This window comes from Paenibacillus sp. FSL K6-1318 (assembly GCF_037976905.1).
Lineage (GTDB): Bacteria > Bacillota > Bacilli > Paenibacillales > Paenibacillaceae > Paenibacillus > Paenibacillus amylolyticus_A.
Genome location: NZ_CP150270.1, coordinates 2,272,919 through 2,299,314, shown reverse-complemented (window position 1 = coordinate 2,299,314; position 26,396 = coordinate 2,272,919). Strand labels below are relative to the sequence as shown.

Genomic DNA, 26,396 nt, shown 5'->3' with positions numbered 1-26,396 from the left:
TGAGTGGCTTATAATGCGATTATATCAACCTTTTACGGGGTCCAAACAGCACATAAAAGCAATATAAATGGCACAAATTCAACCACTTTGCTTCAGCTTGAATAAACCAAAAAAAGCGCCCAGACGATCGTCGTCTGGGCGCTGCTTAAAACTATTTTTTCACACCGTCATACCATTCGTTGACCTCTTGTGTGATCTGGTCACCGCCACCGGATTTCCACGTTTGTACAAAGGTATCAAACGCATCAGCCGGATTTTTACCATAGATAATTTCGTTAAATGCCTGATTCTCGATTTTGTTCAGGTAGTCCAGCTTGGATTTCATCGTCTGCGTTGTCGGACCTGTGAACATGTTTTTGAATGAAATTTCTTCTTGGCTCAGCAACACTTTCGCTGCCGCTGGCGTTTCTTTACCATAGTTTACAGCAACATCTTTCTCCAGCTTCGTTTCAGGCTCTTTGCCGTCCGCCAAATTCAAGAGTGCTTTCATCTGTGCATCTGGAATACGAGCACCGTCACGAACAAGCAAATAACGTACAACGTTCACGTATCCGCCTTCGATCTCGTCAATCGGCATTTGTTTTCCATTAGCGTCCAGTTGATAGTCATATTTCTCAAACAAACCGTTATCATACTGGCTTCCTGGTGCTGGATCCGCATAATTGTCGAACAGATAGTTCTGATACGTAAAGAATGCTTCAGGGTGTGCCATATCTTTTTTGATCAACGTAACACCATTAACGAACTGTGTTCCGTGACGCATTGCTTTACCTTCAGGACCAGTTGGAATCTCAATTGGTTTCCAAACAGCACTTGGTACATTTTTCGCAGTATCCAGAAGCGGCCATCCGCTCATCCAGTAAGGACCTGGAATAATGCCGGCTGTACCTGCAACTGCTGGCTCTGCCGTTTTGTTTTCATCCCATAGAGCTGCTTCTTGCGGGATATAACCTTTTGTGAGCCATTCGCTCAATTTGGTCAAACCTTGCTTCATACCTGGATTGATAGAACCATACTCCAGCTTGCCATCCGCAGCCAGATTCCATTGGAACGGCAAGGTTCCGTATGCTCCGAAGATCCAGGATGGGTCTCCCATCCAAGTGTTCATGGATGTTTTGAAACCAATGCTGAGCGGGATGACCTTATCGGGAGACAATCCATCCGGGTTTTGGTTTTTGAATGCATCCATTACGGTTTCAAGCTCATCGATTGTTTTTGGAGCTTCCAGCTTCAGCTTATCCAGCCAATCCTGGCGAATCCAGAGCAAGTAATCATTGTTGTATGCGTAGTCCAGAACAGGGATACCCATTCTTTTGCCATCACGACTATATTGGTTCCATACGTTCGGGTCTTGCTCCATTGCTTTCTTCCAAGTGTCCGAAGCATATTTGTCGAACAGTGGACCAACTTCCTGATACATACCGGAATCAATCAGATCCTGCGCAAGCAGGTTATCACCCACGGTTACGATATCCGGCATATCTTGACCAGAAGACATTGCCAGGCGAAGTTTGGTTGCAAACGCCCCATTCGTATCCGTTACAGACCATAATGAACTGATATTAATACCGAATTGATCCTTGGCCCACTTGGTTGCCACGTTATTTTCCATGGATTCACCATTTTTAAACTTCAGCTCAGGGTCAATTCCCCATGCAGTCGTAATGGTTACTTCCGGATCATATTTTTCTTTGTATTCGTTTTCAACTCCAGATGTACTTGGTGTGGCACTATCTCCGCCCCCACTGCCTCCTGAACATCCTGCAAGAACGACAGTTAGACACAGCGTTGTAGCGAGAAGCGTCAAGAATCTCTTTTTCGTTGATTGCGCTCTCATGTTGTTCCCCCTTAAATCGTTTTGGTTACCCTTTCATTATAGGCTGACCAGGCCTTTGAGCCTATGATACGAAATCAAGATTTCTGCACCTTTGCCAACCTATATTCTGGAATGTTGTTGAAATTATGCCTGATCCCGAAATTCATTGGGTGTCATGCCATAATGTTTTTTGAACATTTTGCTGAAATATTGCGGATTTTGATAGCCGAGCTCACTCGTAATCTCGTATATTTTTTTGTTGCTATTCTTGAGCAGATACAGCGCACGCTCCATACGCATGCGAATCATGTAATCCCCAAGACCTTCCCCCGTCTCTGCCTTGTAAATCTTCGATAGATATACAGGGTGCAAATATACCTTGTCCGCAATCATCTTCACCGACAGGTCTTGTCCTGTATCTCTTGTCACCAGTTCCTGAACCTGTTTGATCACATGTCTGCGGCTCTGCACACCTTCCTGATCAGACAATTCTTCCTGAAGTTTCGCCAGCATCTCGGTTGCCCATCGCCGCAGCTTCTCAGGGGACTGAATTAACTGATGAGCAAGAAGCAGATCGAATCCCGCATGATCAATCTCATGCACTAGATGCCCCTGTTTATGAGCGATATACATAAATGCATTGGTTACGGACAGATACATCTCATACACATGTTCTCTCGACAAACGTACCTGTTCGGCTGCATCAAAGACCGTGTTCAGCTTGCGTGCTGCCGCTTCCCATTGCTTGGTCTCGAGCAATTGCGGAAGTACAGGCGGCTTGTACAGCTCTTCGAGCGCCTGCGTCGCATCATTGTCGGGTCGTTTGCTAAGTGCCTGATCCATGTCCATGTATATAATCTGGTGTTCTTCCGGTCCGGAAAGGACAAGGGAACCCAGACTTTTTCGATAAGCTGCTGTCAACTCATTAAAGGGAAATGACGGTGTAACCACCATGGACAGATCTCCCTGCAAATATCGAATGACATGCTCACGGAAGGTTTCAGCAGAGATCCTCAACGTTTCCAAGTTCATCTGTGGAGCTTCAATCTGTCCCTGACTCTGTAAAAACATAACCAGACACTCATGGGGTCCGCGACCAAACCACACGTTAAATTGCTCTCCGAGTACTTCCTCCGCTATATTACCTACGGCAAAATCCATTAGATCAAGGGACTGCTGGTCCATTGACGAGAAGCGTCCTGTAAGACGAATCAGCATCATCACTGCCGGTTGTTCCGGATCAATATGTATCTCATATTGTTGCAGTTGTTCCCGGAGTGCCCGCGCCGTTATCTCACGACCAAGCAGCAGATCATGCATGAGATTTTCCCGTAAAATCTTATAGTCAGACTTCCGACTGTATAAGAGCCGGTGATATTTATCGAATTCATCCCACTCATCACGAAGAGATGTGATGGCTGCTGAGACCGATCCCATAAACTCATCATCGTTTACGGGTTTGAGGATATAATCCGCTGCCTGCAACTGAATGGCTTTCTTCGCATAAGCAAAATCACTGTGACCAGTCAGCAAGATACAGCGGATATGAGACCAGCGCTTGCTTACCTCTGCAATCAGATCCAGTCCCGACATGCCAGGCATTCGAATATCCGTGACTACGATGTCTACTGCATTCTCCTCCATAATCTCTAATGCTTCCTTACCAGAAGCTGCACGCAGCACGGTCGTTACCCCAAGTTCTCCCCAGGGGATCGTGAGTTCCAGACTTTCTGTTACATACGTTTCATCATCTACCAGCAGTATATCTATCAAGCTAGTCACTCCCTATCTCGTTCGTTCTACATTGGATTCTATTTTTCAACATGCTCTAAACGTTCCAGATGTTCACTCTTCGTTCTCCAGAAGATACTCCTGCTCGGCAGGCCAAGACAGTGTAACGCGTAATCCACCAAGTTCCGATTCCGTTATATCAATCCCTGCCTGCTCCCCATATCGAAGCTGGAGTCTTTGATTCACATTCCACAGGCCACAGCCCATCTCCTGATCCATCGTTCCCCTGAGCTTATTCAGAAGCGCCTCACGTGCCTCCTGTGTCATGCCTTGCCCATCATCTTCTACGACAAGAACCATGACACCGCCCTGTTTTTCCCCGGATACTCTTATTTCTCCAGCTTCCGCATCCGCTTCAATACCGTGAATCACCGCATTCTCCACCAGTGGCTGCACGATCAGCGGCGGGACTTCCTGCCTCAGCATCTCTTCGGACAGATCAAGCTTGTAATGAATGCGGTCCATACGCATCCGTTGGATCTCCAGATAACAGCTGACAAATTCAATCTCCTCTGTCAACGGTACCACGTCCCGTTCCTGTCTTGTTGTATACCGATAATATCGCGAGAGGTTATGCGACATCGCTACAACGGCGTCCATGCGCTTCAGCTTCGCCATACTCGTAATGAAGGAGAAGCAATTATAGAAGAAGTGCGGGTTAATCTGCGATTGCAGCTGCTTCAATCGGGCTTCACGCACATGAATTTGTTCCAGGTAAACGTGTTCAAACAACTGCTGGATCTGCTCCACCATCAAGTTGAAACGTTCGGACAGAAAACTGAATTCATTGCGGCCCTTCGGCTTAATCCTCACGGAATAATCTTCCTGCTTTAATCGCTGGAACCCACGAATGAGTTGTTTCACTGGCACCTGCACCTGAACATATAACAAGTACGCCACACCAAAACTCATCAACAACAAACAAATCATGGAAGAATAGAACAACATGTTCGATTGATGAATAGGCTTCAAAATATCTGATAGAGGCATATAGTCCACCAAATACCAGCCTGTTGTACTGGATTTCACAGTGTTGACCATGTAAGGCTCGTTCCCGATCACCACTGTACGATTATCCACGTCCTGAAGTTTATGGATGGACAGTTCTTCCATCAACTGATTCGTTAGTGAACGATCTGAAGTCCGGTTATAGATAACTCCCGATTCTTCTCGGAAATAGAATGGATCATGCCTGCCATCGTCCTTGAATTTGTCGAGCATATCCCGAATGTTGTCACTATCAAACTCCAGTTTGATAATCGTTTCCGCATTATTAACCGGATCTTTAATACCGTATGGGGATACCGTAATCCAGCTAAACATGAACCGATCATCTTCCCCATCCTGAATTTTGCGTACATCCCAGCCGGAACTGATATTTTCCCTTAGCGCTTCTTTATCGTAAGAACGTGCGTCCCTTTCGGAAACTACCCTGCCCAGCGAAGGGGAATACAGGTATAACTTTGTCGCCCAATTGGATGAACTCTCCTGAATACTCAGCTTATTCTGAATACGCTTAACCAAATTAATAGCATCTAGGTCAAAATATTTACTGTCCGCATAAATTCGTCGGAAGCTGGCAATATCAGGATCATGTATGAGCAGGTTCGGCCATGATGATAACAGCTCGATGTGTGTGTTCACCTGATTCTGGAAAAATTCAAGCTGGTTGCTATTGGATCGATTCAACTCATCTCTGAGAACAGCTGTCGTTTTGTGATTGGAGTACCAGTACAGAAGCACAACTGGAATTAGCATAATTAGAATTAGAATGACCATTTTGGAAAACAGATTTGTCCGATATGACATCTTTTCATCTCACCTTGTCTTTATTTGTCGTGACATTAATTGTAATGATGTAAGCGGTAAAGACAAACTATTTTTTTGAGACAAACTGATTCCCATTATCTAGCGTAAGCGTTACCAATTCAAGGGGAAAGGAGACAAAACCAATATTTCTGCACTAATTACAACTTCCACGCAAAAAAAGAGCCAGCGATTAGCCAGCTCTCTATCCCGATTTCAGTATATATCTTTAATCTTTCTATTCAAAATAAACCTTATTCTAGTTCTGTTTATGTACTCATTCTGTTTTTTCTACAAAGATATAAACTATGGAATATCATAATCAAACACCGTATTCGCACCATCCACGCCTACATCCAGCACAATATCCATAAGTTTCCCATTGACGAGCAGCGGAGCTTCCGCTTTCCCGTAAAACTCCAACTCGCCCGTAAATGTTCCATGGCGTCCAATCTCAATATGTACTGGTCTTAATTGCACAGACTGCAATGCTTCATATAGTGGGTCGTCCTTAAACTTGTAACTGCGCGCGAGATCAGGCAATAGCACAGCGGACACGGACTCTCTGCCGTAATTTTTGAGTGTCAGATCACAGGTTGCTCGGGTCTCACCATTACTTCGGACATTATAAGAACAGGAGCTTGTATTCTGTACATAGGATACACCGTCAATGCCTTCAGCTCCCCACTTAGCTACATACATGAATTTATCCGTCATGTACGAATAACTGAGAACGATAGCGAGAACTATGATCCATAACCCTTGCGCAAGACCCGGGAACGACTTCCCAATCTCTTTGCGAGTAAGGTAGAACCCACACGCGAAGATCCCCAATCCGAGGAAAAGTGTGATATGAACACCACTTAAATAAGATGTAGTATACGGTGATATACCTATTGCTGACAGCATGGTATCTCCAACAGAAAAACCAAGATGGTGGTTAAATGTAAAGATGATTGCAAAAAGCAATAAAGCCCCAGAGAACACAAGTCTGGTTCTCGACACACGAACACCCCCAATCAACCACCTGATTATATCATATTTTTCCTAATTATGATTAACAATCCAAATCAAAAAAATAACAATAAAAAGAACGTCTTCGGTTATTCACCGAAAACGTCCTCCATATTCACCGCTGACAAGAGGTTGTAGTAACACCAGTCTCACTGTCATGGCCTGATAATCATTTATTGCTTAGCCAAGAATGCATCGAGTTGTTCTTGTTTGGCAGCAATGATTTTATCAATGCCCGCTGCTTTGAGTTTCTCCAGATATTTCGGAATCATCTCGTTCGGATCAACGGCACCCGATGTCATACCTGGCTTGAACTGTTTGTTCACGTTGTTGACCGCAGCAATTTCATTTTTGACAGATTGGCTGTTGAACGTAAAGCCCAGTGCTGGAGACTTCACACCTTTGGCGTTAAACTCTTTGAACTTTTCCCATTTCTGCGGATCTTCATTATCCCAGAGGAAGTTCAGGAACTGGTTACCCAGCTGCCACTGTGCACCTGGATTGTAGGTACGACTATTGGCATCAACGCCATCAGGAAGAGCAATGATATTATCCTGTCCGTCTTTTTTCACATAATGTGTTCCTTCAATTCCGAAGTTCAGCAAGTTGTTAATTTCCTTGTCGGAATGCAGCAGGTTAATGACCTGCATCGCTTTCTCCGGTTGCTCTGAAGAACGGGAGATCGCGAGCATTGCTCCAGATGCATCACCCGTCGTAATGGTCGGCTGTGTCATCTCAATCTGAGTCAGTGGGAAACCCACATACCCTTCTTCTTCTTTATCCTTGCCTGGCTTCATACCATCCGTCCAGAGAAACGCTTTTCCAGCCTTCGCTTGGTCTTTCGGGAACACATTGGAAGTCGCAGCATCACTGTTGATATATCCTGCTTGATACCACTTGCGAGCGAGTTCAGCCGCTTCTTTGAATTCAGGGGTCTCCACTTCATTCAGCACCGTTGTTCCGCCTGCTGTTTTGGAGATGACTCCAGGTACGGAAGCATCACCGAGATAATCCCAATCCAGATTCTCCAACAGCCCGTTACCATTGGTATTGGACATATAGAATGGTGTGATCGCTGGCTCATTTTCCTTGATTGTTTTGAGCAGAGGCTCCAGATCAGCCCAAGTCTTAACAGCTGTCAGGTCCAGGTTATACTTGTCAGCCAGATCTTTACGTACCAGCACGCCACGTGTGGCAGCGAGTTCCTTGTTTGTAGGAACACCGTAGTTCACGCCATCCACCTGGGAACCTTCCAGAAAGGCAGGGTCCAGGTTTTTCTTGATATCCTGACCATGTGCATCAAGCAAATCATTCAGTGGCAAGAATGCGCCTTTAGCTACATTCACTGTGTAGTTCTGCCAAGCCGCTGTGAAGATAATGTCTGATTTTTCGCCCGAGGAGATCATGAGATTCAGCTTGTTATCCCACTGTCCCCAGTCAATCGCATTGATCTTGAGCGTGGCTCCGATCTTCGGTTCCATCTTCTTGTTGATCTCGGCTTCCACCAGAGCGACATCCTTCTGTGGTGTTCCCGGGTAGAACAGCGTCACTTCATAAGGTTTACCCCCACCCTCACTTTCTCCTCCGCCTTCGGCTCCAGGTGTTGTTGTTCCACCTTTGTCTGATGAGCAAGCTGCCAGCACCAGGCTCAGCGCCATAACCGTTGCCATCATGCGTGACCATACCTTTAATGATCTAACCAATTGAACCCCTCCTGTCATGTGTTGAACCGTACAGCCAATTGCCCCAATTCACAAAATAAACCCATAGCCACTTCTATATATGCCCTTTCAGTCCATCTTCATTTACCTTGCCCACTCCGCTAACCGGCCAGAGTTATCCCTTCACAGCGCCAACCGTAAGACCTTTGATGAAATAACGCTGGAAGAATGGATAGGCCAGTACAATTGGACCAATACCGACCACAGCCATCGCCATTTGCAGTGTTTTGTTCGGCAGATTCAGCAATCCACCCTGCGACGAAATCTGTGAAGAGACGTTGGAGTTGGTTGTTAGATATTGAATATCGAGCAGCGTCCGGTACATAAGGTACTGAAGGCTGATCGTCCGGTTATCCGATATAAAAATCATACTAAGGTACCAGTCATTCCAGTAATTCAGTGTACTGAACAACGCGACGGTTGCCATTACCGGAAGGGAGAGCGGGAGCACGATACGTGTAAACGTTCTCAATTCTCCTGCACCATCAATTCGAGCCGATTCCAGAATGGATACCGGTATGGAGTTCGCGAAGAATGTACGCATGACCAGTACAAAGAATGGGGATAGCAGTAGCGGCATAATGAGTGCCAGTATGGAGTTTTTCAGATCCAATACGTTGACATAGACCAGGTACCAAGGTACCAGCCCCCCATTGAACAACATCGTGAAGAAGATGAAAAAGGCGAACCAACCACGATACGGCAGATCTCTCCGTGAGAGCGGATACGCATACAGTGCAGTCAGAGCGACACTTGTAATGGTACCCACAACGGTAACGATAAAAGATATACCATAGGAATGGAGGATCTGATCCATATCTCTGAACAGAAACTCATAGGCCGTCAGGCTGAACTTCTCTGGAATAAGCTTATACCCATTTGCAATAACTGTTGTCTCGTCCGAGAATGAGATGGCGAAGACAAGCAGGATCGGCACGATACAGGCAATGGCATAGAATAGAAACATCGCATGAATAACGGATGCGGAACGCTTTGATACGGCTAGTGGATCACGTGATTTCACAGCTGACTTGCCTCCTCTCAAAATAATGCATTATCTTTATCCATCCGCCTAACGATGGTATTGGATACAAGAACCAGTACGAATCCAACGACCGCTTGGTACAGACCCGCTGCGGATGACATCCCGATATCTCCACCGATGAGGAACGTTCGATATACATAGGTATCCAGTACATTCGTTACAGGGAACAGTGCTCCGGATTCCAGTGGAACCTGGTAGAACAGACTGAAGTCTGCATAGAATATACGGCCTATTTGCAATAACGTCATAATGACGATCAACGGTACGAGAAACGGAACGGTGATGAAGCGTATCTGGTGCCATTTGGTTGCTCCATCGAGTATAGCAGCTTCATAATATTCTTCATCGATCCCCACAACAGCTGCCAGATAGATGACGGCATAATATCCAATATTCTTCCACGTGTTCACCAGTGGCAAAATATAAGGCCAATATTTCGGCTCGGAATACCAGTCGATCGGCTGACCGCCGAACATCTGTAGAATGGTAGAGTTCATGAAGCCTGAATCTTTGCCCAGGAAAGCCAGAACCAGATAACTGACCACAATCATGGACAGGAAGTATGGCAGTAGCATGAGCGATTGATACAACTTGGACATCGCCTTGTTCTTCACTTCATTGAGCAGAATAGCAAGCCCGACACCTACAAAGAGATTGAGTGCAATAAACACGGTGTTATACGCGAGTGTATTCCGGGTAATTTCCCATGCATCACTGGTCGAGAACAAATATTTGAAATTGTCCCATCCACTCCACGGGCTGCCCCAAATACCATCAGCATAGTTTACATTTTTGAATGCGATCAGAACGCCGAACATCGGCATATAGTTGTTCACCAGCAGAAACAGGACGCCTGGCAAGAACATGAGGTACAGCACCTTGAATTTGCCAAGATTGTGCCACACAGACTTGCGCTTTCGGACCGTTCCTCCCGGTATTTCCGATATCCGTACTCCCTTACCCGCCTGGGGTTGTGTCTTCATAACTTGTTCTCCCTCACTCCTCTTGAATTCTTCCTCAGGATGAAGCTCCGTTGTGGCTCCTGTGGTTCAAGTATACGGCGGGGCGAGTAAGACCTCTATCTGCTGTGGTGACCTGTTGACTTATCAAATTATGACTTTAGTTCCAAAATAAAATAAACAAAAGGCGCAGCATGCTGCGCCATGAGTTATACGGTACGTGACTGTTTGCGGAACTCCTGTGGTGTAATACCTGTGCACTTTTTGAACATTTTGGTGAAATGCGAGTAATTGTAGTAGCCCACCTTGCCAGCGATATCCGTCACTTTGACGGTGGACTGGGACAGTAGTGTCTTCGCTTTGGCTACCCTGCCTTGCAGGATAAACTCGGACAAAGACATCCCCTTCTCTTTCCGAAACAAACGGGATAGGTAGGCGGGATTGAACCCGGCAAACGCTGCAAGTTCCTCTCGCATCAGTTCTTCGCCAATATGCGTTTCGATATAAATACACAACTGATCCACAATAGTCATTGGGCTGTGATCGTCCGGATACAACACCGGGATGACACGATCAATCAGATCAGACGTCCACAGCTTCAACTGTGGCAAAGACCTTGTGACTACACTCTCTTCCGGCTCACGTTCCCCTGGATACAGACTGCGTATGGATACATTTTTCTGATGAAGCAACGGATAGACCACATGCAACATCGCATGATAGTATAGACGCAGCATTTCAGGAGACAATCCCTCCTGAGCAGCAAGCAACTCGAAGATCTCATCCACACGTTCGCGCAAATCCCCAACTTTACCCGTTTCAAAAAGAATGGATAACTCCGAAAACCACGGAATCGGCAAAAAGCGATCTTCCTGATCTCTACCCCGTTCATCGTAGACAAAGACTTCTTCAAGCTCCTTAATATTGCGCCGCTCCATATCCATCAGTTCATTCAACATGCCTTGCAGCTCCGTTACAGCCACGGGAACACCAACATAACAGGACAACCGGCAGTAGAAGTACGTACCACATTCCTGAATATACCCCTGACAACGTTGTGCCACTTCGCTCGCACTTGGTATCGTGCCATCTTGCTCGTAAGCAAGCACAATATTCAATCCACTATGATCCTGAAACACCTCACCCGGCTTGTCGCCAAGCAACATTTCTCTCGCTGCATTACGAAGGGCATACTCTAATACCTCTTCATCACGCAAATCAAATTCACGCACCCACTCCTCTACCGAGATCACAATGGGTAACACACGTGCCTGTGGATCAATCTCGGCACCATACAATTCTGCGAGCTCTTGCAGCCGTTGTTTGGTTAACGTGATACGCTGTGAGATGGCATCTTTCCAGAAACGTTCTGTCAGCAGCGGTTTATGGGTTTTCCACCGTTTGTATACGGTCTCATAAACTTCGTTGGTACGTGTGCGCTGCTCTCCATCTTTGATCTTCTCCACCGCCTGGCTTACCACCTTGATCAATTGATCTGCCGGAGCAGGCTTCAATACATAATCAAAGCTGTTCAGCTTAATGGCCGTCTGAGCATAATCGAACAACGCATGCCCTGTCAGGAAAATGGTCAGCATGCCTGGATCATGTTTCAGCACCCAGCTCTGCAGATCAAGCCCTGTTTCGCCAGGCATCTCAATATCACAGATCATGATATCGATGGCACTTGTCTTCAGGACCTTTCTTGCCTCTTCTGCATCACAAGCACTGAACACCTGGTCAATGCCGGCCGCATGCCAGTCAACACCTTCCACCATCGCTTGTAATGCATACACTTCATCATCCACGATCAACAGGTTCCGCATAGGCTCCCCCTTCTTCCTCTTCGGTCTGAGCGGGTAAATCAATGATGACTGCAGCGCCGTTATCCGCCTCATTTCTAAACTGCAAACTGGCTTGATCACCATACTTCACTAACAGCCGATGAGCCACGTTCCATATACCGATATGCTGTCCACCCGGGTCTTCAGCGTATTGTCCCTGCTGTAGACGTTCCAGCAGTTCCTCATCAAATCCGACACCATTATCTACAATCATCAGTTGAAGCACCGTCTGTTCGAGACGACCAGATAACATCTTCCCACGGCAAGCCACGATCCGAATGAAAAATGGCTGCGTTCGCCGCTGAAATCCGTGAATAATGGCATTCTCCACAAAGGGCTGAATCGTCAATGGCGGAATCACATACTTTCCGAGATCCGGTTCAATATCCAGTTCAAAATCCAATCGGCTTGGAAACCTCAGCTTCTGAATTTCTAAATAATGACGAATGTGCTCCAGCTCTTCATCCAGACGAATAACACGTTTGCCTGCACGCAGGCTGAATCGGAAATAATCAGCCAGATGGCCAGCCATCTGCTGCACCAGCTCATGCTTTTGCAAGGAAGCGAGACTATGAATAATATTAAGTGAATTCAGGTAAAAGTGAGGATTGATTTGCATCTGTAATTGTTTGAACTCTGCCTCGCGCGTCCGTAATTGTTCCTCATACACATCAATCTTGAGATGGCGGATCTCGCTGGTCATCTGATTGAAGCTTCGCGTCATAAATTCAAGTTCCGAGGAAGATGGAGGCTCCAGCTTCACATCGAGATCTCCGCGGCTCACCCTTCTCATGCCCCGGATCAGTGAATTCATCGGACGGAATAACAGTTGTCGCAAAAAGATCAGTGCAGTAACCAGAATTACCGCGGCACCAATGGGAAGCAGGCGAATGATCTGCTGGAAGAACGGGAGGTTACGCATCATATCCTCCTCAGGCAGTAGCACGATATAATTCATCTCGGACATGGCTGAGGGAATGCCCAGCATCAAATATTGACGTGCCTCTCCCTTGTTCATAACTTCAGAGATCACCTGATACGGGTCCTTCAGACCGGGAAGATGTGCGGCAGCAAGCTTGATCTGTCCAGTGTTCAATGTGGAATCCGATAATGCCCCACCGTCGGATCCAACAATGACTGCGCCTCCCCTGTCACCGGATTCTGTGAATTGCTGCGTGTGGTTCAGTGCATTCATATCAACCAATGCACCCGCGTAGAACTGCTGGTTGATTCGCACCGTTTTCACCAGCGCATTCCACGTTCCCCCACGCACGATGCTCCATTCCGGCTTCTGGATATCGCCTTCCAACTGCTGCATTTGGACCGGCATGCTCTCCTGCACAACCGATTTTTTGACATCGTAATTGCCCGAAGTGGCGAGCAGCAGATCATCATTAACGGCATCATATAGAAAAAAGGAATCGATCAGATTATAGAAACCGATATCTGTCATGAATTTATTCATAATGCGTTGCTTCGCAATGATATAATCGCCACTGCCGTATTCCAGAAAAAACAGGGAGATAATATCCGGGTCCCGCTCGCCCAGACTATATAAATACCGATTCGTCTCCTGTAATACACGTTCATTCTGCTCCACACTCTTGGCAAGATGATTCATATTGGTGAGAGATACCTTGTCACGTACGACTTTCATGGCGTAGACGTTGTTGTAATAGAGCAGCATGAACAGTGGCAGCATGATCAATGAAAGTCCCACAATAAACTTAAAACGAAGTGAACGGATTAAACTCATAGATTATGGATTCCCGCCCTTTTAGAGGTAGTTCAAAAAGTCCGCTTTTGATTACGAATTATACCTAGCGGCATCATCAGCTTCGAATATGAAATTCAGCCGAAATAAGCGGGAGGCTTACGAAGTATGTTTCCTTTGGAAACATTGTGGTTGCTCACGTAGTTTCCCTACGCTCCGCTACTCCATTTCTAACTTCATTCCATCTTCTCGGTACTGAAAACCAGACTTTTTGAACACACACTTTTTAGTTCAACATAGTTTTTTCTATTTTCTTCCTTATGATGGCATGTTTATTGTAATCACCCCTGGTTGCCATTGTCTATGCGGTCCCGTGACCTGCACATGTCAATTCTGGTGACTTCTATCCGCTCCAAGTTTGGATAACACGCTTCATATTGTAATAAATTCTCCAGTTGTAAAAAAAATCCTTCATTTATAGCTCAGAACACTCTCCCTAAAAATAAATGCTGCGGCAAGGCCCGAACTCCACGAACGCCCGATCTTGACATGCATACGATATATCACTCCTCGGGTTTGTCACCAGGATGTAGGGAGGCCTGTTCGATGAATATTCAACTCACTGCGTTACACTATGTCTACCTGGCATTTATCGTCTTGATCATTGCGGTAATGATCCGGCGCAGGGACACCACCATCATCTGTGTCGCGGGTATTATGACCATTGGACTTCTGGCAACGGAAACCTTAAGCGGGTCAGTCGCTGGGATCTTCAGCAGTTTTATCTATGCGACGAAAGAATTGCTAAGTACGATCTTCATCATCTCGATTATTGTGGCGATGAGCCGTGTTCTGATCAGAACTGGCATTAATGAAGTCATGGTGACACCTGTCACCCGGTTTATCCGTTCTCCTCAGGTGGCATATTGGGGGATTGGACTGATCATGATGGTCGTATCGCTCTTTTTCTGGCCTTCTCCGGCGGTAGCCCTGGTTGGTGCTGTACTACTTCCTGTAGCGGTACGTGTAGGGCTCCCTCCGATCGGTGCTGCCATTGCGATGAACCTGTTCGGACATGGGATTGCACTGTCAGGGGATTACATTATTCAGGGGGCTCCCAAACTTACAGCTGATGCGGCGGGTATACCGGTTACTTCCGTCATGACGGCCAGCATACCTCTGGTCATTGTCATGGGAACGGTATCTACACTTACAGCCTTCTGGATGCTGCGCAAAGAGATGAAATCAGGTACAGTGACAACGGTACCTCTCTCCTCGTCAGAGGCTGTGTCTACTTCTCTACCTGGCAATCTGTCAGTCGAACGTCAAGCCATGTCACCCCGTTTGCAAAAAGCATTCGCTCTGCTTATCCCTCTGTTATTCGCAGTGGATGTGATTCTGATGTTTGTATTGAAGCTGCAGGGTGGTGACGCAACAGCTCTGATTGGCGGGACTGCTGTGGTTATACTGATCGCTGTCACCCTGGCCGCACATCGACATGCGGGACCAGAAGAAACGACCAACTATTTAATAGAAGGATTTCAGTTCGGTTTCAAGGTATTCGGCCCGGTTATTCCGATAGCCGCGTTCTTTTATCTGGGGGATGCTGCCATTACGGAGTTGTTCCACAATCCACTTCCTGAAGGTTCACACGGAATTGTGAATGATCTCGGGGTTGCACTTGCTGGACTGGTGCCACTGAATGATACGGTGGGAGCCATTACAATGACGGTGACCGGAGCAGTCACAGGGATGGATGGTTCGGGGTTCTCGGGGATATCCCTGGTTGGCTCGATTGCGTCCATGTTTGCAGGGTCGGCAGATTCCGCACCTGTGCTGACAGCACTCGGTCAGGTTGCAGCCATATGGGTAGGTGGCGGAACCTTGATTCCATGGGCATTGATTCCTGCTGCTGCGATCTGCGGAGTCAGTCCTTTTGAACTGGCAAGACGCAACCTGAAGCCTGTGCTGCTGGGACTCGCGGTAACGACGATTGTAGCCATCTTTCTGATCTGACCAAAGGTTAGGTTAAACCGTTTAAAAAGACGTGCGTGAACGCGCCCAGTTCCAGAGATCTTCACGCTTCATCTCTGCCAAATGCAGCATGTCCACATAGGGATCTCCCCGTAGTCCAAGTACAGAAGCGAAAGCCGGCTCCGTCTTCCACCCTGCCCGTTTCAGTCTGCGGATCTCACGGTGTCCCGCGTCTCCCCACAATTGTAACAATCTCCACTCCACAATCATATGTAGGTATGCATTCTGCCTGTTGACTGGCACAGATTGGGCAAAAATCTCCACAGGCCAATGTCCCACTTGCAAATTAAAAGTCACATAAGGACGTTGGTCTGGAAGATCCCCACCCCCACGAACACATCGAAACTCACCAACGGCACCGATCTGATCATGCATCTCAGCTTCATAGGCATCCAGATCCTCTGCGTAACACAGCAGATCCAGATCACTGCCCGGAACATCAATATCAATCGGTACTGTACCTGCCGGATACGGATGGTAGTCAGCTAATATATCAAGCAGTCCACTGCTCTTTAACACGCGGTTTGCGTCCTGCTGACGTTCGTTACCTGCAGCCAGATGGGCCATTACCTCTGCGGTAGTGATCATCTCCCCGCTTTTGGCCACAGTTAGTTCGAGCCTCCTGTAATGACCTGTTTCACACGTCCTACTTGGCCACTCGTCAGTCGTACTTTAATTCCGTGTGGATGCGTAGGGGACTTGGTTAATAGATCCTTCACAATGCCACGTGTCAGCTTGCCTGTAGCTTGATCCTGCTTCAGCACGATGTCCACTTCCAGACCCGGTTTAATATTTACTCGTTGTTGTCCATTCATCATATTCACTCCCTCTATGTTGTAATTCATATCATGTATACTATATAACCCTTAATCACAAAGCTCCATCTATTGTAGACGTTTTGGTTTCAAAACGAAAGCTATGCGGACAACAACCTCCTACTTCTAGTTCTATATTTATATGGAGACATATGGGAGACCAATATAAAGAAACCGCTGGTCCCTTTATATCGAGGCCAGCGGCTTTTGATTCAAATGTCATGTTAGGGCTGTACATGTTTCAACAAAGACGAAGGTGAAGTTCCATCCTTTGCGGCTTCGCGTGCCTTCACAGCAAGTAGTTCAGACACCGTCACGAATCGATATCCCTGCTGCTGCAGTTTAGGCAGAATCGTTTTAAGTGCTGCTATCGTATGTGACTTGCCTTCCACCTTATCGTGAAAAAGTACAATATCCCCATTACGTGCGTTCTTCAACACTTTGTTAACGATAGCCGATACACCTGGAGAAGCCCAGTCCCGTGTATCCTGATGCCAGGACCAGAGGACAATGGTATACCCCTTTTGTTTGGCAGCCTGAATGACCATGTCATTGTAGTAGCCGCCCGGTGGCCTGAACAACAAAGGACGCTCCGCACCAGCTTCAATGATGGAACTTTCCGCTGCGTTCATATCGTTCATGTACTTATCCGCACCTGTTGATCGGACTGCATACGTGTGCGCATACGTATGATTGGCGATTTCATGCCCTTCGAGCTGCTCCTGCCTAATCAGTTCAGGAAATTTCTCTGCCCATTTGCCAAGTACAAAAAAGGTTCCTTTGGCTTGATATTGCTGGAGCAACGCCAGAATCTGCGGGGTCTGAATCGGATCTGGTCCATCATCAAACGTCAGGGCGATGAGTTTATCCTGTGTGGGAACCTCCCACACGATCTCTCCTCGTTCCTCATAATACTGACGGTTCTTCTGTACAGGCTTCGCATAGGCAGAACTGCTGCCCAGCACAATAATCAGCGTGAACAATCCGATGAATCGGGCTGCCTTCAGGTTCATGTTGTGTCCTCACTTTGTCTTCATACGTAAACTCCCTGTTAGCATTTCCCGATTCATCCGAACTAATTAACGAAAGATCTGATCCACAACGGCGATTTCGTCAGCAGTTAGCTCTACATTCAATGTTTTCAGATTATTAATAACCTGCTCCGGTTTCTTGGCGCCCGGAATCAATGCATCAATGGAAGGCTGGGTCAGGTACCAGGCCAGAACCAGATGAGCGACCTCAACATCCTTGGATTGCGCAATGCTGCGCAGTTGTTCTACTTTATCCAGATTTTCAATGAAAGCCTGACCTGTGAACAGCGGATTCTTCGCGCGTCCGTCCTGGAATGTGGTATCACGATTATATTTACCGCCCAGCAGCCCCGCTGCCAGAGGGAAGTAAGGAACAAAAGAAATGTCATGCTCAGCTGTATACGGCAACAGCTCTTTCTCCGCTTCTCTTTTGAACAGATTATATTCAGATTGCAGTACGTCTACATGCCCGTCCTTATTGGCCTCACGCAACTGATCAATGGAGAAGTTGGATACGCCTATGGCCCGAATTTTGCCAGCATCTTTTAACCGTTTTAACGTATCTACTGCTTCATCCTTCGGCGTGTTCTCATCTGGAAAGTGGATGTAGAAGAGATCAATGTAATCGGTTTGCAGACGTTTCAACGCCTCATCTACAGCCGCTTTCAGGAAAGCAGGTGAGTTATCCACGACAATCTTGCCATCTACAAATTTATGGGCCGCCTTGGTTGCAATAATCGTATTCTGACGTTGACCGGTTTCCTTTAATACTTCACCGATCAGTCGTTCGGAATGCTCCGGTCCATAGATGTACGCTGTATCCACAAAGTTAATGCCTTGTTTCAAGGCTGTACGAACCACTTCCTTACCCGTCTCATCATTCAGCATGTCAGGATAGATATTATGTCCTCCTACTGCATTCGCACCCAGTCCAATGGGATTCACGACCAGATCCGTCTTGCCCAACCGAATTTGTTGTTCTGCCATGTCTCATCTCTCCTTCACTGATCGATATAAGTACATTTCTGCAATGATGCGTGTTGCTTGTTACATATTATATCAAACCATATAGCATATTTAAAATATCGGGTTTGTCGGATTATGTGTTTTTCAACGCAGTCGCTTCCACATCGTTGATAAACCGGCGCAATTTCGCAGCCACATCACGATTGATTTCGCCGTTCTCATACAGTTGTTGCACCGTATTGCGCTGTTCCTGAATGGCCACCATCTGCAATTCGAGTTTCTCCTGATTGAACGGATCTTCCGTCACGCCCTGGTTCCAGGTGCGCAATTTGGCAATCACTCGCTCATACTTGGCGATGACCGATAACGCTACCACTCGATTCCCATCATTCATATGGGCACGAATGGCCTTAATTGCCGCTTCAGAGGTGCGCAGCTTCACCTGACGGAACAGTTCTGCATTTTCAAGCATGAATGGTTGGCTCGGCTTCTGGGATCGATTGGTGAACAGATGTCCTAACACACGCCCAATCTCGCTGATCGAAGTCATGATCTGAGTGTTGGTGCGATTCGCCAGCATCATTTCCTTACGATCCAGCCAGCTGTCACATTTGAAGGCCGCATCAGAAGCAATCGCATTTTCGTCCAGCATCACTTCGATTTCTTTACGCTCCGCACGAGTGGCAATCAGGTTGATAGCTGTTTCTTGTTTTTGAATATCTTTGCGCTTACCGGCGGTCAGCTGACCTGCAGCCTGTCTGATGTACTTGGACAAGTCGGAGACGACCGCCAGTGCCGCAGCTTTGTTCTCATCGTTCATTTCGGATTTGACAGCTCGGATTGCCGCATTCAGCATAATGTCATGCGCTTTCCGTTCTGACTTCTGCGGTGTTTCTTCTTTGGATTTACCATCATCCTTAGCCAGAACCGGAAGAAACACACTTGCAGCAATCAGGGAGAAGAGAATAACCCCTGCTGCAAGGAAAATGATTAAATCCCTCTCAGGGAAGGGCGATCCATCCTGAAGCACGTAGGGAATGGAAAAGGCACCCGCCAATGTCACAGCCCCCCGCACGCCGGAGAGGGAAATAATCGTAATTTCCTTGAATCGTGGTCTGCCAATAGAGGATTTGGTACGCAGCAATTCATTCCCCTGCCAGAACAGATAGATCCAGAGAAAGCGCAGGATTAGCAGAAGCACCGAGATCAAACCTACATATCCCAACACCTGCAGATTATTAAACGAGACATTTTCAAAAATGGTACTCAGCACATCCGGAACTTGTACGCCCAGAATGACGAACACCAGACCGTTCAGGATAAATAAAATGACAGACCATGTGCTCGCAGATACCACCTGCATCTTCAACTGAACCGATTCTGCGCGGTCACGTTCAATGGCGTGAATGATGCCTCCTGCTACGACCGCTAAAATGCCGGATACCCCAATCTCTTCACTCACCAGATAGATGACAAACGGAGTCAAAATTTGCAGCAGCATGTGAATGGTTACATCTTCCATGCCCAGCCTGCGAATCCACACCCCGAGCCTGATTAACAGAAAAGATAACAATGCCCCGACGAGAAGTCCGCCAATCGCAATCAGAATAAAACTGAAGGTTGCATTCGCCAGGGAAAATACACCCGTAACCGTGGCTGCAATCGCGAATTTGAAGGCGACCAGGCCGGATGCGTCATTCATTAATGCTTCACCCTCAAGAAGCCTATGTATGCCTTTGGGCAGATGTACCCGGCCGGCCATGGCGCCAACGGCCACAGCATCTGTCGGGGACAGTATGGCTGCAAGAGCAAAAGCAGCGGGTAACGGAATCGAAGGAATCAGCCAGTGAATGGCATACCCTGCCACGACGACGGTTACAAATACAAGCCCTAGCGCAAGCAGAAGTATCGGTGCCCGCAGATTCCATAACTCATTCCTTGGTGTTCGCTTACCATCGTTATATAACAAAGGTGCGATGAAAAGCACAAAAAACAGTTCCGGATTCAACGGCAAGTGTACCCCCGCAGGAAGTAGAGCTATAGCTACACCGAGCACGATTTGAATGAGCGGAACAGGAATAAAAGGTACAAACCGGTTCAGGATGTTCGATAAACCGATCAGCACCAGTAAGACAAGTACGGCTATAAATATTTCCATGATGACAATCCCTTTCCGCTATAGAAGTGGTGAACCCTTTGTTGTATAGGTTTATTTTAACATAATCCAGTCTTTGTTATAAAAATGTTGTCATATTCATATACCCATTCAACTGGCTTCAGACTAGTCTAGATTGAAGATTTCTGATTGATTCTGTATATAAGATGTTACAATATGCTCAGGACAATACCCGTTTGGAAAGGAACTTGTATCTATGGCATTTGGAATTAAACGGCAGGAGCTTTCCGCGTGGAAAGAACAAGTGGCTCGTGGTGAGATTGCCTACCTTACTCATTTCTGGATTGACAATCGATTCCCCGGCATTACCAGTGTTACCAAAGTCGGCTGCGCAGATCTGGAACGTCTGGAGCGTTGGTGTAACGATCATGGACTGGACCCGCGATACATTCATCGGCGGCAGCCATTCCCCCACTTTGACCTGATGGGTAGCAAGCAAAAGGAGATTTTGATCCAGGAAGGCATGACCGACCATTTGGTTCGCTTTCATTTGTAAACCAACTCAAAAACGCCAGTCCTCAAGGTTCATCCCCCCGCAATTAGGGACGAACTCATGAGGACTGACGTCTTCAATCCATCAAATCATATATGGACTACCGATTAATCTGCTCAAACGACTTCATGTTCTCCAGCAGTTTCAGCTCAATTTTCTTCAGCATACCGAACATCTGCTGTTGCTCTTCCTCGGAAAGTGCTTGCAACAATTCCCACGTCATTCGGCCGCGATTCGCATTAAGTGTCTTGGCGAGCTGCGTTCCCTCATCCGTTAGAGACAGCCACACAATTCTACGATCTTCTTCACTGCGCACCCGCTGGATCAACCCTTCCGTTTCCAGTTGATTCAGCACAATGGTGGTTGCGCCGGAAGACAAACTGAGTTGTCTGGCCACATCCACCGCCATGCAGCGTTTTTCACGTAAAATCATGCCCAATATATGGCTTTTTGTCGGATTCAGTTTGCAGTTGGTTTCGGTCTTCTGCTGCTGATCCAATACCTTATTTTTATATCTGAAGAAGGCCTCCAACAATTGATCTACATTTGCCAATTGAGAGTTTCGCTCCGTATCCGGGCTCATAAACGTTCCTCCTGCCTTTCATCATAACCTACCTTTTATTGTAACATATTTACACTATTATGTTTGTGAAAAATGCGCTTGTTTGGTATATCCTATACTTGACGGGAAGACGTGTGTTTTATTTTGGCATACACCTCTTGCTTTCTTGCGATGGCTTTGTTTATAATAATCTATATCCTTAAGTTACTTTTAGTTACTTAATGATTTTAATAAATCTGTTGTTATAAAGTAAATAAAGCGTCACCATTATAATGCAAGGGACTTATGCACATGAATCAGAATAGATCTTCACAACTTAAATCAGATGTTTGCATCGTCGGCGCAGGTCCTGGCGGTGCTTTGCTATCTTATCTACTGAATCAAAAAGGAATCTCCACGATTCTCATTGAGAGACAACCACACCTGCACAAGTCGTTCCGCGGGGAGTTGCTCAATGTGGACGGCGAAGCGATTCTAAGTAAACACGACCTCTATTCACTCATCCAGGAACGCGGAGCGCTGCTTTTGGAAGAGATTCAGTATTGGGAGAATGGGAAGATTATTCATACCGTTTCGCCGGGGAATGGAGAATCCCATGTTGGCATTCATGTACCCCAAAATCATCTCCTGGAAGCCATCGTATCACACGCTCAGCAGCACAGTACAAATGAACAAGTGATGTTTAATACCATCATGACCGGTTTGTTACGAGACAAGAGCGGCAAGACCGTTGGTATTAATATTCGGCAAAACGGCGTTCCTGCCTCCATTGAAGCATCTGTTATTGTCGGTGCAGATGGAAGATACTCTGCTGTACGCAAACACTCCGGTTTGAATCCCGAGATTCGCAAGCACGGATATGACCTGTTATGGGCACGTATTCCGGCACCTGTAGGTTGGGAACCAGCTGTTCGGATGGCCAGTATGGATGGGCAACAGCTTGCACTGTTCTCCCAATTCGGTGGTTATGTTCAGATCGGATGGAACATTCCCGAGGGAGCTTACTCCAAGCTGCGAGAGAAACCGATTGCTCCTTTTGTAGATAAACTTGTATCCGCATTTCCTTGCCTGTCTGATTCTGTAGCTGCCAACATTCAGAGCTGGAGTGATTTTGTTCTGTTATCTGTTGAAAGCAGCTATTGCCAATCTTGGGCACAGGACAATGTTGTGCTCATCGGTGATGCCGCTCATACAATGACGCCAACCGGTGCGTTTGGACTGAATGCCGCGCTCGAAGACGCAGACGTGCTCTCAGAACTGCTTGTTCGAATGGCTGCCGATCAATTCGGGTCCACTGCACAACTTCAGGAACTTCAGGCAATCCGCGGAGCAAAGGTACAACAGCAACTTGCACGACAAGTGGAGATGGAATCTTCTTTCCAGCAACGCTATGAATCCTTTCTTTAAAACCCGTTAAACCAGATAAAATAACCTATAAAGCTTCAGATGGGATACAAATACCTCCCAAATGCCCAAACAGCCGATCACTCCCTGGTGGGGAAGAATCGGCTGTTTGGCTTGTTGAAACTCTTTTTTATGTAATCCGTATCCTTCTTCATTTACGTTTGCGTGGAGCAAATGAGTCCTCTCGGGATGCCCCTTCTTGATTACCATCAACGTCCTTCGGATAGGAAGACATGTTATCTTTTTCATAGATCGCTTTCTCCAAATTGCTTAAGCGGCGCAGGACTTGTTTGCTTTTACGAACGATATATACAATACCAATGATCAACAAGATTAACATCAGAATGAATATAATCATCTCCGGAAAAAAGATAAATGACATGAATCCACCTCCTTTGAAAACGATTTCTCTATATTATTCTAACCTTAATGTACCAAGTTGTGAACCCGACTGGAAGTTTCGCTTATGGAGTAGGGAAAAGCGCCTGAAACGAGGACAGTATCATCTCACCTGATACAAAAGCAAAAAAGGTGGCATCCCTGATCAGGAATACCACCTTAAACCTGGAAAAAGAATCAAAGTCTGTTTTCTCACCCTTCTCTGCCGTTCATGGCACTAACTCGAAGTTCCGTCAGCGGCAGAGACGACCGCTCCGGATGACGGAGTCTCACTGTCCGGCTCTCACCAGGGAGCAGATCGAAATAGTTGTCACTGAAGCGGACACGCCCAAGGGGAAGCTCCAGCTTCACCAATCGTGCTATCGCACCACTGGCTGTAACCGTTACAGACTGTTCCTCTTCGTTCACATGTACACTCAATTGAGACTCAGGCAAAGTCACATCCTTAGGATCACGCAAGAAGTACCGATTGTTCGGCGCCGCAAACCCTTCAGATACCAACTCAACCATTACTTCCTCCGCACGTCTGCCCTGTAGCACCTCTGCTTCAGTTAATTCAGCAATACACAGTGAGGATTGTGAATTTACTTCAACAGCATGTGTGCTCGAATAGATCTTCTCTCCATGCAATGCATAGACATTGAGCAGTAACTGGCCTTTCAAGACGTCCCGTGTATCGTTCACAACCCACAACGCAAGCGGCTCACTTGGCTCATGCTCCAATGATAAAAGGATAGGATGAAAGAATATTTTCCCATAATAAAAGGATGCCTTCGGCAGCAGTTCATAGTCGATCATGGACCAGCTTGTTCCCGGCCAGCTGTCGTTTAATTGCCACACGAGCGCTCCGCTGTTACGGTGATTGATGCGTCGGAAATGTTCAATCCCATAGCGCAATCCTTCTGCTTGAGTCAGCATGGAATAGTTCATGTACTCCTCTATATTTTGCGGAATGCCTGTGTAACCTTCCATCAGCAGAATGCCTTTCTGGTGGTTGGTATCCTTGTTACGGTAGGCCATCTCCGGACTGCCCCAGTAAAACTGCCCTGTGGGCATATTTTTCTCCAGCGTGTAACGATTCGCCGAGGCGTGCATACCGAATTCACTGCTGAACAGCGCATGATCGTTTTTATAATTTTTGAACGTCACACCTTCGATACTGTAGTCAAGCAGTGGTACCTCTCCGTGCTTCCTCGGATAGACCGAACCGTGCCATACCTGCCAGTTGTGACGATCCCCGACATCCGGATCATTGGCATCCTGACCATTGCTGTCCCCGAACGGAGAAGAAGGCCAATACGGACGAGACAGATCCAGTCGTTCCAGCATCTCAGGGATCAGCTCATGATAGATCAGCTCACCGTAGAACGGACTGGTAATATCTCCACTTGCAGACTTCATATCATAGAGCCAGTCTATCTCATTATTCCCACACCAGAGGGCAAGAGAGGCACGATTGCGCAGGCGCAGGACATTATTTTCAACCTCTTGCCTTACATTGTCCATGAAATCACGATTGAAATCCGGGAACAGCGCATTGGCGAATGCAAAATCCTGCCACACCAACACCCCTTGCCGATCACACTCATCGTAGAAAACATCCTTCTCATATATGCCACCGGCCCAGACACGCAGCATGTTCATATGCCCCTCCACCGACAGCTCGACAAGCTCACGATACCGTGAATTCGGGATGGCCCCGATCAGATGATCAGCCGGAATCCAGTTGGCACCCTTGGCGTATACTTTGACTCCGTTCAGAATAAAAGCAAATGCATCTTCACCCCGTTCATTGTGAAGAGCCAACTCAATCGTTCGTAAACCATAAGGCTCGCTATACCGATCCACCTCAACGCCATCTGCATACAATGTAACCTCCAGCGTATACAGATATGGCTCACCCAGATCATGAGTCCACCATAACTCTGGTGACGTAACGTTCAATGTGGTATCCGCCTTGCCACCTTCTACAGGCAGCTCAGTGGCACCTGCCACCTCGTTTCCGCTGCGATCCAGCAGACGAACCTTACAGGACGCAACCACAGCCTGCTCACGTTTCTGTCTGCTACGGTAAGACAAGACCGACTTCACATCCGCCGTGACACGTAAGACAGCCAGATCTGTACTGACTGACTCCGTTCGAGCATACACACTTTCCAGTTTGGCGATCGTTCGTTTTTCCAGCCTTACCGTACCCCAAATACCCACCGTAACCATACGTGGACCCCAGTCCCAGCCAAAATTCATCGCCGCTTTGCGCAACCATGGCCGTTCCTTGGTATACGAGGACCAGTCGAAGGTCTCTTTGTCCCGGTGATGCAGGTGAAGCGGATCAAACTTGACAGCAATTGCATTCCAGCCGCTGCGTACCAGAGACGTTACATCAAATGCATGTGACATAAGCATATTGGCCGTTTTTCCAACTTCATGGCCGTTCACGTAGACCGTTGCAAACGTATCCAATCCTTCGAACACCAGTTCAAAATGCTCCTCCGTCTCTGCATCTCTGACCAGATTAAAGGTTGTACGGTACCACCATTCCTTCTGCTCAATCCAGCGACTTTTGGCATCATTATGACCGTAGTAGGGCGGGTCGATGATACTGCGCTCCACCAGTGCGGAATGTACATCGCCGGGCACCTCAGCCCCGATCCAGAAACGATCATCCAGCGCAGCAGCTGCCACATCCATTGCCCGCTTTTCCCCAATTTCAAAATGCTGTATCTTCCATTGTCCCGATAAATCCTGACTTGAACTATGGATCTTCATCTTTATGCCCTCGCTCCCCAAGAGCCCTGAGTAATGTCAC

At 47.0% G+C, this 26,396-nt stretch carries 20 protein-coding genes; 3 read left to right on the top strand and 17 right to left on the bottom strand.

Annotated elements, in window-relative coordinates:
* Positions 1–151: 151 nt before the first annotated feature.
* The 9 genes from NYE45_RS10300 to NYE45_RS10260 form a co-directional block, all read right to left on the bottom strand.
* Positions 152–1,837: a sugar ABC transporter gene (locus NYE45_RS10300; protein ID WP_340016580.1), complete on the bottom strand. Its 1,686-nt coding sequence runs from the start codon at positions 1,835–1,837 to the stop codon at positions 152–154.
* Positions 1,838–1,960: 123 nt separating this feature from the next.
* Positions 1,961–3,589 carry a response regulator gene (locus NYE45_RS10295; protein WP_062833704.1) on the bottom strand — a complete coding sequence of 543 codons (1,629 nt, stop codon included), beginning with the start codon at positions 3,587–3,589 and terminating at the stop codon, positions 1,961–1,963.
* Positions 3,590–3,661: 72 nt separating this feature from the next.
* Positions 3,662–5,416, bottom strand: coding sequence for a sensor histidine kinase (locus NYE45_RS10290; protein ID WP_340016579.1), 1,755 nt, complete (start codon positions 5,414–5,416; stop codon positions 3,662–3,664).
* Between the two features lie 303 nt (positions 5,417–5,719).
* Positions 5,720–6,418: a hypothetical protein gene (locus NYE45_RS10285; RefSeq protein ID WP_340016578.1), complete on the bottom strand. Its 699-nt coding sequence runs from the start codon at positions 6,416–6,418 to the stop codon at positions 5,720–5,722.
* 182 nt (positions 6,419–6,600) lie between these two features.
* Positions 6,601–8,130 carry an ABC transporter substrate-binding protein gene (locus NYE45_RS10280; protein WP_340016577.1) on the bottom strand — a complete coding sequence of 510 codons (1,530 nt, stop codon included), beginning with the start codon at positions 8,128–8,130 and terminating at the stop codon, positions 6,601–6,603.
* A gap of 133 nt (positions 8,131–8,263) precedes the next feature.
* On the bottom strand, positions 8,264–9,172 hold the full coding sequence (locus NYE45_RS10275) for a carbohydrate ABC transporter permease (RefSeq protein WP_076330510.1): 909 nt from the start codon (positions 9,170–9,172) through the stop codon (positions 8,264–8,266).
* Positions 9,173–9,189: 17 nt separating this feature from the next.
* Positions 9,190–10,176 (bottom strand): ABC transporter permease subunit, encoded by a 987-nt coding sequence (locus NYE45_RS10270; RefSeq protein WP_145146866.1) that lies wholly within the window; start codon positions 10,174–10,176, stop codon positions 9,190–9,192.
* A gap of 185 nt (positions 10,177–10,361) precedes the next feature.
* On the bottom strand, positions 10,362–11,975 hold the full coding sequence (locus tag NYE45_RS10265; RefSeq protein ID WP_340016576.1) for a helix-turn-helix domain-containing protein: 1,614 nt from the start codon (positions 11,973–11,975) through the stop codon (positions 10,362–10,364).
* Positions 11,950–13,749, bottom strand: coding sequence for a sensor histidine kinase (locus NYE45_RS10260; RefSeq protein ID WP_340016575.1), 1,800 nt, complete (start codon positions 13,747–13,749; stop codon positions 11,950–11,952). Before NYE45_RS10260 ends, NYE45_RS10265 begins: the two co-directional genes overlap by 26 nt.
* Positions 13,750–14,313: 564 nt before the next feature.
* Between NYE45_RS10260 and NYE45_RS10255 the strand changes: the two genes are divergently transcribed.
* Positions 14,314–15,723: a hypothetical protein gene (locus NYE45_RS10255; RefSeq protein WP_340016574.1), complete on the top strand. Its 1,410-nt coding sequence runs from the start codon at positions 14,314–14,316 to the stop codon at positions 15,721–15,723.
* A 21-nt stretch (positions 15,724–15,744) separates the two neighbouring features.
* Here NYE45_RS10255 and NYE45_RS10250 read toward each other — a convergent pair whose 3' ends face one another.
* The 5 genes from NYE45_RS10250 to NYE45_RS10230 form a co-directional block, all read right to left on the bottom strand.
* On the bottom strand, positions 15,745–16,347 hold the full coding sequence (locus NYE45_RS10250) for a DUF4269 domain-containing protein (protein ID WP_340016573.1): 603 nt from the start codon (positions 16,345–16,347) through the stop codon (positions 15,745–15,747).
* Between the two features lie 2 nt (positions 16,348–16,349).
* Positions 16,350–16,556 (bottom strand): YwbE family protein, encoded by a 207-nt coding sequence (locus tag NYE45_RS10245; RefSeq protein WP_026081155.1) that lies wholly within the window; start codon positions 16,554–16,556, stop codon positions 16,350–16,352.
* A gap of 224 nt (positions 16,557–16,780) precedes the next feature.
* Positions 16,781–17,569, bottom strand: coding sequence for a polysaccharide deacetylase family protein (locus NYE45_RS10240; protein WP_062833694.1), 789 nt, complete (start codon positions 17,567–17,569; stop codon positions 16,781–16,783).
* Between the two features lie 66 nt (positions 17,570–17,635).
* Complete coding sequence (locus NYE45_RS10235; RefSeq protein WP_340016572.1) at positions 17,636–18,574, bottom strand: aldo/keto reductase; 939 nt, start codon at positions 18,572–18,574, stop codon at positions 17,636–17,638.
* A 112-nt stretch (positions 18,575–18,686) separates the two neighbouring features.
* Positions 18,687–20,711: a Na+/H+ antiporter gene (locus tag NYE45_RS10230; protein WP_340016571.1), complete on the bottom strand. Its 2,025-nt coding sequence runs from the start codon at positions 20,709–20,711 to the stop codon at positions 18,687–18,689.
* A 214-nt stretch (positions 20,712–20,925) separates the two neighbouring features.
* On the opposite strand from NYE45_RS10230, the gene NYE45_RS10225 reads away from it, so the two are divergent.
* Positions 20,926–21,225, top strand: a complete 300-nt coding sequence (locus NYE45_RS10225; RefSeq protein ID WP_340016570.1) for a hypothetical protein — start codon at positions 20,926–20,928, stop codon at positions 21,223–21,225.
* Between the two features lie 97 nt (positions 21,226–21,322).
* Here NYE45_RS10225 and NYE45_RS10220 read toward each other — a convergent pair whose 3' ends face one another.
* Positions 21,323–21,805: a MarR family transcriptional regulator gene (locus NYE45_RS10220; protein WP_062833690.1), complete on the bottom strand. Its 483-nt coding sequence runs from the start codon at positions 21,803–21,805 to the stop codon at positions 21,323–21,325.
* Between the two features lie 270 nt (positions 21,806–22,075).
* Between NYE45_RS10220 and NYE45_RS10215 the strand changes: the two genes are divergently transcribed.
* Positions 22,076–23,191, top strand: a complete 1,116-nt coding sequence (locus NYE45_RS10215) for an FAD-dependent monooxygenase (protein ID WP_340016569.1) — start codon at positions 22,076–22,078, stop codon at positions 23,189–23,191.
* A 148-nt stretch (positions 23,192–23,339) separates the two neighbouring features.
* Here NYE45_RS10215 and NYE45_RS10210 read toward each other — a convergent pair whose 3' ends face one another.
* Entirely contained in the window at positions 23,340–23,570 is a 231-nt protein-coding gene (locus tag NYE45_RS10210) for a hypothetical protein (RefSeq protein ID WP_339169497.1), read from the bottom strand.
* Positions 23,571–23,779: 209 nt separating this feature from the next.
* A complete protein-coding gene (locus NYE45_RS10205) occupies positions 23,780–26,356 on the bottom strand; it encodes a glycoside hydrolase family 2 protein (protein WP_340016568.1) in 2,577 nt (858 codons plus the stop codon).
* Positions 26,357–26,396 lie beyond the last annotated feature (40 nt).